The following is a 12,815-nucleotide window of genomic DNA, read 5'->3' as shown; positions in this document are numbered from 1 at the left end:
ATATGAGCTCGTTCCTTTCATAACACAAAAGGAGTGGTAATTCATGGAAGATGTAAAATGGGGATTAATTATGCCGTTGATCATTTTGCAGGCTTTACTGGCTATTATCGGTTTGATTTCTTTAGCCAAAGCAGATAAAGTGCGCGGTCCAAAATGGTTGTGGATTATAGTCATTATTTTCGGAAATATATTAGGCAGCGTAGCTTATTTCACGATAGGAAGGAAAGATGTCTAATGTCACTCCTTCAAGTTACAAATATACGCAAAAGCTATGGGGCGCATATTTCCGTACATGATATAAGCTTTGATATTGAAAAAGGAAGATGTGTTGCCTTACTAGGGCCCAATGGTGCAGGCAAGACGACCACACTACGTATGCTGGCAGGTCTTCTAGAACCTACCTCTGGAATGATTTCGTTTGAGGGGAGCCGTCCTGGATCAGAATATCGCAGAGGATTAGGATATGTACCGCAATCCCCAGCCTTTTACGGTTGGATGACTGGACAGGAGTATGTTGTGTTTGCTGCAAAGCTTAGTGGAATGGGAGCTAAAGAAGCAACAAGCAGCGCTTTGGAATCGCTTATGCGTGTAGGCCTCAAAGACGATGCACGCCGCAAGATTGGTGGGTATTCCGGGGGGATGAAGCAGCGGTTGGGTCTCGCACAGGCACTTGTGCATCGCCCTCGACTGCTTTTACTGGATGAGCCCGTATCTGCACTTGATCCGATCGGCCGCAGGGAAGTGATGGAATTGCTGCGAGAAATACGTGAAGAGACAACGGTAGTTTTCTCCACGCATGTGCTGCATGATGCGGAAGAGATTTGTGACGATATTATTTTAATGAATCATGGACACATTGCTGAGCAGGGGTCTTTGTCGCAGCTTCGTTCACAATACAGCCTTCCTGTTATTCGTTTACGTACCGAGAAGCACAAAGAAGCCATTCAGTGGCTGGAATCTCTTGCCTCCAAGCCGTTTGTGCTGGAGTCGGAGTTGTTTGGAGATCATGCGGTTTTTAATGTGAATAATGTGGAAAAGGCCCGCCAGACGATTTTGCAAGAAGCAGCGCAGCTCGAAATTCCATTGCTGCAATTTGAAGCAGGCTCTTCCACATTAGAGGATTTATTTATGAAGGTGGTGGGCGTATGAGCAGCACCTGGGTCCTTTATCGAAAAGAAATGCTCGAGATGGCTCGCAGTTATAAGCTAATCTGGATACCTGTCGTGTTCATCATTTTAGGCATTATGCAGCCTTTAACCACTTATTATTTGCCGGAAATATTAAAAGCCTCCGGGGATGTGCCCCCAGGTCTGCTGGAAGGGTATGAAATACCGAGTGCCGCAGTTGTGATGGCGCAAGCACTGGGACAGTATGGAACAATTGGAATGCTGGTATTGGCGCTAGGCTCGATGAATACTTTAGCTGGAGAACGCTATAGCGGAACTATGGAGTTAATTCTAGTAAGACCGGTTTCTCCCGCGGCCATAGTGATCGCTAAATGGACAGCTCAACTGACCCTGCTTGTTGTTGCGCTTGGATTGGGTGCAGCGGGTGCAGCTTATTACACGGAGCAGCTAATTGGATCGCTATCATGGGGCGAGGTTATCACAGCTTCAGGGGTATATGGTTTGTGGTTAATATGTGTTGTCTCGGCTACGTTGTTGTTTAGTGCCTTTTTAAGACCTCCAGTAGCCGCTTTTTTAGCACTGGCGTTAATGGCTGGATTGTCATTAGGCTTAAGCTTATTGCCTACATGGTTTGACTGGACACCCGCAGGACTTTCCGGGCTGTCAGCAGGTATTCTTACAGATGGAGAGGGCTTTAGAGCAGGTCCATATCTTTCTGCCGGTGTATTGATCCTAATTTGCCTTGTTGGGGCCGCGCTTTTGACAAGAAAGAACAACCTTCCCAATTGATTATTAAGCTGTGCTGTATCGAATATAGTATATTTTAAAATATAAGAAAGTATAAGTTTCACGCTATACATTATCCTTCTATTTCTCGCATAAACGCGTATCTTCCTTAGGGGACGCCGAAGGCGTTATTGCTTGGTACAATTTTCAGGATCGTCTGGCCTGCCGCTAGACAGTTCTATCTTTTTTTAGTAGACTGTTGAAACAAGCAAAATCATGATAGATTTTGGGGTCAGGAGGTAGGGCGATGCTGCGTTTAGGAGAAAAGATTGTCATTGTTGCGGACGCTTTTGAGCAGAGTCTTCCTATCGGGGAATACGGCTACCTAATTGCTTACGACCGCAATCCCGATAATGCGTTTGACTATGTTATACGTGTACCGGAAGCCAATAGGAACTTTTATGTTCCGGCTGAAGACATTGAGGCGGAAGAACATTTATTAGTAGCTGAGGCTGAAAGAGCAACGCATGAAGCGTTAATTGATTATGCTTTGTCCACGTACAATGAGAAGCTGTTCCATCATTTGATGAACGGTGAAGATATGGATACAGAAGAGACGGAAACAACGTCAAGCGAAAGCATGTCCCAAGCAGATTTCATTAAACAAGTGAATCTTAGAGCTTGGATTTAAGGAAGGCCGGCGAAAGCCGGCTTTTTTGTTATAACCCCATCATTGAATTGTCTAAGCTTCTACAATATAATTAAAAACGTTATCCGGGCACTTTAGCCCTTTAATTAGGAGGGATTTATCTTATGAGCATTACCGTTAAAGATGTGCAGCATGTGGCCAAGCTGGCTCGTCTGCAATTGAGCCCGGAAGAAGAGGCAACCTTTACAGAACAAATGAATGCTATTTTACAATATGCTGAGAAGTTGAATGAGCTAGATACGGAGAATGTGAAGCCGACCACGCATGTACTGCAGGTCAGTAATGTGATGCGTGAGGATGTTGTGAAGGAAAGCCTAACGCAAACGGAAGCACTTCTTAACGCACCTGATGATGAAGACGGACATTTCAAGGTTCCGGCTGTTTTGGAATAACTACATAATTAGAAAGGGGGAAGAATCTTGAGCCTGTTTCAAAATCGATTGCCTGAAGTACATCGCATGTTAACTGCTAAAGAGGTATCGGTCAGTGAACTGACTGAAGAATCGCTGGCGGTTATCGCTGAGCGGGATAAGAAAGTAAATGCATTTTTGACCTTGAACGAGGAGGGCGCTCGTAGCACCGCACGCGCTTTGGACGACAAACTGGCATCCGGAGCAGCACGTGGGTTGCTTTTTGGTCTTCCTGCGGGAATTAAGGATAATATTGTAACGAAAGGACTGCGTACGACCTGTGCCAGCCAATTTCTAAACAATTTCCAACCGATTTACAACGCTACTGTTGCTTCAAAACTGCAGCAAGCAGATGCCGTAACCATTGGTAAGTTGAATATGGATGAATTCGCGATGGGCGGTTCTAACGAGAACTCAAGCTTTGGTCCCGTACGCAATCCTTGGGATTTAGAGCGTGTGCCTGGCGGTTCCAGTGGTGGATCTGCTGCTGCAGTAGCTGCGGGTGAAGTGTTCTTCTCATTAGGTTCTGATACTGGGGGTTCCATCCGCCAGCCAGCCTCCTATTGCGGCGTTGTAGGTCTCAAACCTACCTACGGCCTTGTGTCACGTTACGGTTTGGTAGCCTTTGCTTCCTCTCTGGATCAGATTGGCCCGCTTACGCGTAATGTAGAAGATTCTGCATATGTTCTTCAAGCGATTGCTGGTTATGATGCACAGGACTCTACTTCAGCTAAGGTAGACATTCCTGATTATTTGAGTTCGCTGACTGGTGATGTTTCCGGTCTTCGTATCGCTGTACCTAAGGAATACTTGGGAGCGGGTGTCGATGCTTCAGTTCGTGAGACGGTCTTGTCCGCACTTAAGGTGCTGGAAGGAATGGGCGCTGTCTGGGAGGAAGTTTCATTACCACATACGGAATATGCAGTAGCGGCTTATTATTTGCTGTCTTCATCGGAAGCTTCATCGAACCTTGCCCGGTTTGACGGTGTACGTTATGGCGTACGTGTAGATGAAGGTGGAGGATTGCTCGATCTGTATCAAAATTCCCGAAGTCGCGGCTTTGGTCCTGAGGTAAAACGTCGTATTATGCTGGGGACTTATGCACTAAGCTCTGGATATTATGATGCTTATTATTTAAAAGCGCAAAAGGTGCGCACTTTGATTAAACAGGATTTTGATGACATCTTTAAAAAATATGATGTGGTCATCGGCCCAACAGCGCCTACTACAGCATTCAAATTAGGTTCACAAACGGAAGATCCGCTGACTATGTATCTGAACGATATTCTTACGATTCCTGTGAGCTTGGCGGGTATTCCTGCCGTTAGCGTTCCTTGCGGCTTTGCGGAAGGCATGCCAGTAGGCCTGCAAATAATCGGTAAAGAGTTTGACGAGAGTACGATTCTGCGTGTTGCTCACGCTTTTGAACAAAATACTGATCATCATAAGCAGCGTCCACAGCTGTAGTAAAGGAGGGAATGGGATTACTTATGTCTAAATACGAAACGGTCATCGGCTTAGAGGTTCACGTAGAGCTTCATACCAACTCCAAAATCTTTTGCGGATGCTCCACTGAATTTGGAGCCCCGCCTAACACGCATACCTGTCCTGTCTGCCTGGGTCACCCCGGCGTATTGCCAGTGCTCAACAAACAAGCGGTAAATTACGCTATGAAAGCAGCGATGGCGCTGAACTGCACCATCGGTGATGTTAGTAAATTTGACCGCAAGAACTATTTTTACCCCGATTCTCCGAAAGCCTATCAGATCTCACAATTTGATCAACCTATCGGTTTGAACGGCTGGATTGACATTGAAGTCAATGGAGAGACCAAACGGATCGGCATTACTCGTCTACATTTGGAAGAGGATGCGGGTAAGCTGACGCACGTAGATGGCGGTTTTGCTTCGCTTGTCGATTTTAACCGGGTGGGAACTCCACTTATCGAAATCGTATCTGAGCCAGACTTGCGCTCCCCAGAGGAAGCTCGTGCTTATCTGGAAAAAATCCGTGCCATTATGCAATACTGCGACGTATCGGATGTGAAGATGGAAGAAGGATCGATGCGCTGTGACGCGAACATCAGTCTACGCCCAGAAGGCCAAGAGGAATTCGGTATTAGAGCAGAGCTTAAGAACATGAACTCCTTCCGCGGTGTGCTGCGTGGACTGGAGTATGAACAATATCGTCAGGCTGAGATCCTGGATGATGGTGGAGTAGTTGTACAAGAGACTCGCCGCTGGGATGAAGCCCAAGGGAAAACTTTATCTATGCGTGGGAAAGAGGAAGCGCACGATTATCGTTACTTCCCAGATCCGGATCTGATCGTGCTGCATATTGACGATGCCTGGAAAGAATCCATTCGTTCGACGATCCCGGAATTACCGGATGCAAGACAAGCTCGCTACAGTGAAGAACTGGGTCTTACAGCTTATGATGCTGGTGTGATCACTTCCTCTAAACCTTTAGCGGACTTTTTCGAAGAATGTCTTACTTATATGCAGGATGCCAAGGCTGTAGCTAACTGGATCATGGGTGAACTGCTTGCTTATTTGAATAGTAATAACCTGGAATTGTCTCAGGTCAAAATTACGCCACAAGGGCTCGGGGAAATGATTGGCCTCATTGCAGGCGGAACAATCAGCAACAAGATCGCTAAAACGGTATTTAAAGAAATGCTAGAAAGCGGTAAATTGCCTGCTGCAATCGTTGAGGAAAAAGGTCTGGTACAAATCAGTGATGAAGGTGCCATTAAAGGAATTGTGGAAGCTGTCGTAGCTGCTAATCCACAATCAGTGGAAGATTATAAAGCAGGTAAACAGAAAGCAATCGGTTTCCTCGTAGGACAAGTTATGAAAGAAAGTAAAGGTAAGGCAAATCCAGGTCTTGCGAATAAACTTCTGATCGAGGTATTGAGCAGCTAAACCTTGTATTTCTCGTATAAACGCTTGCCGCCCATAAAAGGACGCCAAAGGTGTTTAGACTTGGGGTAAAATACTTATGTAATAAGCTAAGGGCTTGTCGGCAACGGCAGGCCCTTAGCGGCATATAAGGGGACTAGTAGGGATGAATACAATTATTAAGCTAAACCTCCAGGATGATAGTACCATTAATGAACTATGGAGCCTCCAGCATAAGGCCTACCGACTAGAAGCTGAATTAATAGGGTTCCGTGAGATCCCACCGCTTATGGAGACGAGAGAGATGCTCAGCCACTCTAAAGAGGGTTTTTACGGCTGCTTTGATGAAGATGAAGAACTGATGGGTGCTATTGCTATAGAAGAAGAATCCCCGGGTAAACTCACGATTACGCGGATGATGGTGGGACCGGACTTTTTCCGTAGAGGGATTGCAAGCAGTCTTTTGGAATATGTATTTGAACATTTTTCAGGGATGGAGCAATATATCGTATCTACGGGGAAGCTAAACTTGCCTGCCGTATCTTTGTACAGCAAGCATGGTTTTGTACCTATGGGATCGCAGGAAGTTGCTCCCGGTGTGGAATTGATTGATTTTTATCGGAGTGGTTCACTTTGAAGAAGCATTTACACAGATCGTTGTTTACGAAAGGAGGAGCCGAGATATGACAAATGATTCTGCAATGCTCTCAGCGCAGGAAGGGCAGCGGGGTTCAGCCGTTCTTGAGACTACGGAGAGTGAGATTCAGAAGAAGATAATCCCTCCACGTCCAAAGCGGCGCCGCCGCAAACGCAAATTTATCGCTGGACTATTGGCAGCTCTCATCCCAGGAACTGGGCACTTATACTTTGGGCTTCTCCGCAAAGGAATTACCTTTATATTCTTGATACTATTGGATATCTCAGCTTTAATATATTTCTCATCCATTGGAATGCAGATTAATGTTCCATTGCTGATTTTACTTGCACTAATTATTCCGGCGATATATTTCTATAATGTGTATGATGTACTGCAATCAGCGGACAAGATTCTTCGTTACCCTGAAGATCAAGAGCTTGATGATCCTATGGCAAATATAAATACACCTCCTAAGCGTCGTAGTATCGTCAGTGAACCTGGCGTATCCTTTGGATTTCTACTTCTTTTAGGGGGAGCAGTTCTCATTTTGTTTCGCCAAAAGCCGGCATGGCTGCAATTTTTTATTGAGCATTACTCCGAAGTGGCCGTGTCTGCCGTTTTATTATGTGGTGGTATATATATAGGAGTAAGAGAAATTGTCAGAGGAATCGTTTCGCGCAAAAAAAATGAGTCTCATAACCGGCGTGTAGGAAGATATACGGCATCGGTCTTGCTTATTGCTATTGCCATCCCGTTGTTTCTGGATTGGAGAGACGGGTCGGATTATATGCTTTTACTCTTGAAGTGGTGGCCGGTCATCCCAGTGTTATGGGGGATTGAGTTCCTGTTCATGTATTTCTTCTCTGGTCGTTCAGGCTCTGTACAAAAGGGAACAAGAATCAGATTAGATTTACGCGGCCTTTTATCTGCTATATTGCTTGCTGCGAGTGTGTTTATCGTTGCCGAACAAGAACATTATTTATATCTGTGGAAAAATGTGAGTCTCAACCTTACAGCAGCTGCAGTCGACTATGGCGAGGCGAAGGGAAGCAAATTTCAGAAAGCTCCGCTTATTGTTCCAGTGAAGTTAAATACAGCTAAAATATCCGTTGATGGTATTAATGGGGATATTTTATTGCATCGGGCACCTGTAGATAATATTCAAATTACTACTACAGTTTGGGTAGATCAATTGGAGGGTCCGATGGCTGAAGCCATTTCGGAGCAGTCCTTTGTGGACGTTGTTGAAGGACCAACCATAAAAATCACTTCAAACAGCAAGGCTTATGGAGAATCAGGTAAGCGTCAGCCGCGAATGGATTTGGACATTTCTTTGCCGGAGGACCGCCGGTTTAACCTCGATGTTCGTACTATGAATGGTGGGATCACCCTGCAGAACATAGAAGCGATCGAAGATATTTCGCTGGAAACGGGGAATGGAGAACTTATTCTTCATCGTATCTTTGGTAATGTGAAAGGCAAAACACTGAATGGAGCTGTGCGTGCGAGATCCGTCCAGGGCAGTGTTGATTTATCAACGAGCGGTGGCAATATGAATGCATGGAATGTCACAGGAGCCTTGAAATTATCAACGGCAGTTGGCAATATCGGTGCATCCGGGAATGAAGCCGAGATCGATATTTCTAGCAAAAATGGTAATTTAGAGATTGATGGAGCTAGGTCGAAGCTGCATGCAGAATCCTTGAATGGCATCATTGATGTTCGTTCACATGAAGTCGGAGGAGACTGGGACATTTATAGTGCAGTTGGCGATATTCAATTGTATTTGCCGCAGTTAGGGAACTATAAGTTGAATGGCTCAAGTGGATATGGCGATATTATTTCAGATTTACCTATCTTAACCATTGATAAGAAGAAGATATCTGGTGAAGTGGGCACAGGTGAGTTCAAGATTCAGGTTGAGGGAAACAGCAACTTAAATGTGAGAGGTTATTGAAAAAAGTAATTTTTCTTATATAATAATGAATATAATGTATCGACTTCGTTGACAAGATTGAAAACCCAGTCTTACAATTATAAGAAATATTTCTTTTATTTTTAAATTTAAAAGGCGGTGACAGTCATGGGGAGTGGCGTACAACATGCATTGGAACAATTAAAAACAACAGGTGTCCGTATAACGCCCCAGCGTCATGCGATTCTTACGTATTTGATGGAAGCAATGAATCATCCTACAGCTGACGATATATATCGGGCATTAGAGCCTAAATTTCCGAGCATGAGCGTGGCAACCGTATATAATAATCTCAAGATGTTTATGGAAGCTGGCATGGTTCGTGAGTTGACCTATGGGGATAGCTCCAGCCGTTTTGATGCCAATGTGTCTGATCATTATCATGTTATCTGTCAACAATGCGGTAAGATTGAGGATTTCAGTTATCCTTCGCTTAGGGATGTAGAGCTGCATGCTGAGCAAGCTACAGGCTTTAAGATTACAGGATTGCGTATGGAACTGCATGGATTTTGCGAAAGTTGTAAAGAGAAGCAGCATTAAGACTAGAATAGAACGGTGTCAAGGTGATATACCAAGTGGCCACAATAAACGTGCGAAATCCGAAAGCGGAGGACTCACGTTTTTATTTTTATAAAAATATAAAGACGACAATGTCGTTTCTACTTGAATATAACAATTTGTAGGATAAATGACTATTTTCTACTGGTTATACGAAACCAAGTGGATGTTATAATCGTAATGTTAGAATCTATTAAAAATCATATTATTATCTGGAGGATATATTTTGGACAGAAGACTGGGACAGAGGCGCGTCAAAAAGCGCGGAGGTTTTTTTAGGCGTTTATTTGGACTCTTAATCATTGTAGCAGCAGCATATTGGGTAGTGTTTTATGTATTGCCAAATCGTCAGCACATAGATGTAGATTGGAAAGCTCAAGCGCATCCCATCTTTGTAAAAGGAGAGCATACAGGTTATTCTGCCTCTGGAACCGGGGATAGCATGCTATTACCATTACCATTGTTGCAAGAGTATGTGGATCCTTCCATTCGTTATGAAGAGAAGACCAAATCGGTCATTTTATCAACGGATAGTGAGCTCCTTTACATGCAGGAGGATAAAACTGATGCTAGTCTGAATAATCGTCCGTTGCAGCTGCGGTTAGCGCCTGAAGTAAAGGAGAAAGTGACCTACCTTCCTGCGGATGTATTAGAAGATCTATATGGGTTTGAAATACAGGAGGATACAAATACCGGAGCAATATTACTAATGACGGCAGGAGAGTCTGTCTCGCTAGGAAAAGTTAAAGGTGAAAAAGGCGACAAGTCAGTAGCTCTACGAAATGAGGCATCCATTCACGCACCTATAGTTGCGGATATGTCTCCAGGGGCAGTCGTGAATATTTGGAATGAAGAAAATAAGGACTGGCTATTTGTACAATTAAGCAGCGGGTATGCAGGTTATGCCAAGGCAAGTGACATTGTTCGGGATGGTCAAAAGACAGTGGAACCGAAAAAATCCACACCAACACGTGCTGAACGTAACTGGAAAGGGAAGTCAGTGAATTTGTATTGGGAGGCTGTTTACCAACGCAAACCTAACCCAGAAACCTTCGGTGAGCTACCAGGCGTTAACGTGGCTAGCCCCACCTGGTTTAGTATTATAGATGGTGATGGGAATGTGCGCAGTCAGGCCGACAGTGCGTATGTGCAGTGGGCGCATGGGCGCGGATTAGAGGTATGGGGGTTGCTTAGCAATAGCTTCGAGCCAGACATGACTACTGAGGCATTGTCCACCTATGAGAAACGGATGAATGCAATCGTGCAGATCTTAGAGTATTCGGATTTATATAATTTGGATGGAATTAATATCGATTTTGAGAATGTGTATACGAAGGACGGAGAGAATGTCACTCAATTTATGAGAGAGCTAAAACCGATGGCTCAGGCTAAGAATCTAATCGTCTCCATAGACGTGACACCTAAATCTAATAGCGAGATGTGGTCAGCATTCCTTGATCGTAAGGCTCTGGGGTCATTAGTCGATTATCTAATCGTGATGGCTTATGATGAACATTGGGCGGCTAGCCCTATCGCGGGCTCTGTTGCCTCCTTACCTTGGGTAGAGAATTCAATAAGCCGGATCATAGAGGAAGACAATGTGCCGCCTGAGAAGGTGATTTTGGGGATCCCATTGTACACCCGCATCTGGACTGAGGCACAAGTAGATGGTAAGACAAAGGTAAGCTCCAAATCGGTTAGTATGAATGCCGTTGAAAAAATTATCAAAGAGAAGAAGCTAACTCCCACATTTGATAAGGATGCTGGGCAGAATTACGTAGAGTACAAGGAAGATGGCGCTCTTAAGAAAATATGGATAGAAGATAAGGTGAGCTTAAAATCAAGAGTTGAGCTTGCTAAGTCCATGGGGCTTGGAGGCATCGGATCATGGAATCGGAGCTTTAGCAATCCGTCAGCATGGGAAGCATTACAAGAGATTCATAAGTAATCATAATTATTTATAGCAAACAAAGAGGCTCCCATATCGGGGGCCTCTTTGTTGTATTAGCAAATATTTGAGTGCATTTTAACTAGTTAGTAATGAGCCTCTGTAAGGTGTGTTTAGCGGTTTAGTTGCTGATGCTCAAGCTGATCCGCAGTAATGGTGGCCTCAGCAGGATCCATAGTAAGAATGGTGTGACAGAACATACAGCGGTCTGTTTTGCCGAGCATCTTGGTCAGCTTGTGACATTCAGGGCACTCTAGCTGAACAGCACTCGTTGAGAGCATACCAGCCCAGAAATAGATCGCAAGACTTGCCATCATGGAAATTAAACCGATTACAAGTCCGATTCCGGCGAATACTTTCCCGGTTGATCCCCAGAATACGATGCCTGCTGTACCCAAAACCATAAGTCCCATTCCGAGCATTGTGAGCAGTAATCCCCATGTGCGAAAAGCGTTGATCTTAGCCGTTTTAAACTTCATGAGTGTTTGCTCCTAACTAAATATAGTTGGGTTGTCCAGAAGGAACTGTCTTTCATATGTAGAATAATAATTATAACTGAATTATAACTGACTGGACGCAAATTCGCCAAATTTAATGGAGGGAAGCATGGAATTATCCAATGTAACTTTGTTGAGTGGAGAAACGTTTGAAGAAAATGTTTTAGGAGCTGTCGCTTTGCGGCAGAAAGGGAGTACTCCTTTTCAAAGCGCGCTACTTCACGATTTTGATATGGTTGTGTTAGTTTTACATGAGGAACAGGATTTAGAACATATTGTTCGCCACACCATTGCCGGTGACACACGGACCCAGTCAGTCCATATTGGCCTTTCCGCTTTGGAGAGGGCTGTCATGGCGGGAGATAATAACGAGCTCCTTACTAGTTTGATGATTGGGGAAGTGATTTGGGATCCCAAAGGAATACTAGGGGATATGCGCCGGGAGATTTTACAATTTGAAGGGCCTCTTAAGGAACGAGTGGAGTTCATGGAGTTTGCACGATTCTTGCATTTGTATGTGAAATCTAAACGGTATATAGAAGCTGGCTACATTATGGATTCGTATAACTGTGTATTGATGGCACTATATCATTGGGCAAGAATAGAAGTGAGTGAATCTGGTTCATTTCCAGAGCCGGCTATTTGGGAGCAGGTTAAAAGTATGAACACCTCAGTCCATAAACTATATGAGGAACTAACCATCAGCACGGAGACCTTAGAACAAAGAGTAGAGCTTGTACTTCTAGCGTGTGAATTTGGGATCATGTCCAAAATGACGGATTGTTGTGCATTGCTTTTTAATATTCTGAATAGCCGTAAGGAAGCGTGGAGTATAAAAGAATTACTACAGCATTCTGGCCTGTGTCAATTAGAGGCTGAGTTGCCCCTAGTTTTACGAAAGCTTGTTTCTCGATCGCTAATCCGTGAGATTACTTTATGGGCTGACGGTCATGGGGGAGAGGGTCATGCGATCCGATATACCTTATAGAGAAGAAATTAGATGCAGGATTTGCCGGTAATCTATATATAAAATAAGTAGGGATAGGGAGAGGCTAAGCACTCTCTTTTTTGTTTGCACGCTATTATGAAACGCTCATATTTATTCTAATAAATTTATGGTTGACTCTTTCATAGTTCATGTGTTAAATTATAACTCGTCCCTCTGACACAGAGATGTGCTTTCGAAAACATTCGAAAGACAACCGAAAAAAGAAATTAAAAAAAAGGTTGACTAAAACGAGGACGCTGTGATATATTATAAAGGTCGCTGCTGAACAACACAACGACGAAATAAACAGCTTGATCTTTGAAAACTGAACAACGAGTGA

The 12,815-nt window shown here is 44.1% G+C and carries 13 protein-coding genes; 12 read left to right on the top strand and 1 reads right to left on the bottom strand.

The window, feature by feature from the left end; translation table 11 throughout:
• Positions 1-43 precede the first annotated feature (43 nt).
• The 11 genes from CA600_RS20290 to CA600_RS20240 all read left to right on the top strand — a co-directional run bounded on the left by CA600_RS20290 (position 44) and on the right by CA600_RS20240 (position 10,990).
• The gene (locus CA600_RS20290) at positions 44-235 is read left to right on the top strand and encodes a PLD nuclease N-terminal domain-containing protein (protein WP_094872413.1); all 192 of its coding nucleotides are present in this window, start codon (positions 44-46) and stop codon (positions 233-235) included.
• Complete coding sequence (locus CA600_RS20285) at positions 235-1,149, top strand: ABC transporter ATP-binding protein (protein ID WP_094872411.1); 915 nt, start codon at positions 235-237, stop codon at positions 1,147-1,149. The genes CA600_RS20290 and CA600_RS20285 overlap by 1 nt, the downstream gene beginning before the upstream one ends.
• Complete coding sequence (locus CA600_RS20280) at positions 1,146-1,916, top strand: ABC transporter permease subunit (RefSeq protein ID WP_094872410.1); 771 nt, start codon at positions 1,146-1,148, stop codon at positions 1,914-1,916. The genes CA600_RS20285 and CA600_RS20280 overlap by 4 nt, the downstream gene beginning before the upstream one ends.
• A gap of 244 nt (positions 1,917-2,160) precedes the next feature.
• Positions 2,161-2,544, top strand: a complete 384-nt coding sequence (locus tag CA600_RS20275; RefSeq protein ID WP_094872408.1) for an ATPase — start codon at positions 2,161-2,163, stop codon at positions 2,542-2,544.
• Between the two features lie 122 nt (positions 2,545-2,666).
• Positions 2,667-2,954, top strand: a complete 288-nt coding sequence (gene gatC / locus CA600_RS20270) for an Asp-tRNA(Asn)/Glu-tRNA(Gln) amidotransferase subunit GatC (protein ID WP_094872406.1) — start codon at positions 2,667-2,669, stop codon at positions 2,952-2,954.
• A gap of 27 nt (positions 2,955-2,981) precedes the next feature.
• Positions 2,982-4,439, top strand: coding sequence for an Asp-tRNA(Asn)/Glu-tRNA(Gln) amidotransferase subunit GatA (gatA, locus tag CA600_RS20265; protein ID WP_094872405.1), 1,458 nt, complete (start codon positions 2,982-2,984; stop codon positions 4,437-4,439).
• 11 nt (positions 4,440-4,450) lie between these two features.
• On the top strand, positions 4,451-5,896 hold the full coding sequence (gene gatB / locus CA600_RS20260) for an Asp-tRNA(Asn)/Glu-tRNA(Gln) amidotransferase subunit GatB (RefSeq protein ID WP_094872403.1): 1,446 nt from the start codon (positions 4,451-4,453) through the stop codon (positions 5,894-5,896).
• A 142-nt stretch (positions 5,897-6,038) separates the two neighbouring features.
• The gene (locus CA600_RS20255; RefSeq protein WP_094872402.1) at positions 6,039-6,509 is read left to right on the top strand and encodes a GNAT family N-acetyltransferase; all 471 of its coding nucleotides are present in this window, start codon (positions 6,039-6,041) and stop codon (positions 6,507-6,509) included.
• A gap of 46 nt (positions 6,510-6,555) precedes the next feature.
• The gene (locus tag CA600_RS31885; RefSeq protein WP_256989931.1) at positions 6,556-8,466 is read left to right on the top strand and encodes a DUF4097 family beta strand repeat-containing protein; all 1,911 of its coding nucleotides are present in this window, start codon (positions 6,556-6,558) and stop codon (positions 8,464-8,466) included.
• 126 nt (positions 8,467-8,592) lie between these two features.
• Positions 8,593-9,024, top strand: a complete 432-nt coding sequence (locus tag CA600_RS20245; RefSeq protein ID WP_094872400.1) for a Fur family transcriptional regulator — start codon at positions 8,593-8,595, stop codon at positions 9,022-9,024.
• A gap of 244 nt (positions 9,025-9,268) precedes the next feature.
• Positions 9,269-10,990: a glycosyl hydrolase family 18 protein gene (locus CA600_RS20240; RefSeq protein WP_094872399.1), complete on the top strand. Its 1,722-nt coding sequence runs from the start codon at positions 9,269-9,271 to the stop codon at positions 10,988-10,990.
• 113 nt (positions 10,991-11,103) lie between these two features.
• On the opposite strand, the gene CA600_RS20235 is transcribed toward CA600_RS20240, so the two are convergent.
• Positions 11,104-11,469, bottom strand: a complete 366-nt coding sequence (locus CA600_RS20235) for a DUF2614 family zinc ribbon-containing protein (protein WP_094872397.1) — start codon at positions 11,467-11,469, stop codon at positions 11,104-11,106.
• A gap of 127 nt (positions 11,470-11,596) precedes the next feature.
• Between CA600_RS20235 and CA600_RS20230 the strand changes: the two genes are divergently transcribed.
• Positions 11,597-12,475: a nucleotidyltransferase-like protein gene (locus tag CA600_RS20230; protein ID WP_179281681.1), complete on the top strand. Its 879-nt coding sequence runs from the start codon at positions 11,597-11,599 to the stop codon at positions 12,473-12,475.
• Positions 12,476-12,815 lie beyond the last annotated feature (340 nt).

The organism is Paenibacillus sp. VTT E-133280 (assembly GCF_002264385.1).
Classification (GTDB): domain Bacteria; phylum Bacillota; class Bacilli; order Paenibacillales; family Paenibacillaceae; genus Paenibacillus_AQ; species Paenibacillus_AQ nitricinens.
Note: the sequence above shows the minus strand (reverse complement) of the source record. Positions and strands in the feature narration are given on the sequence as shown.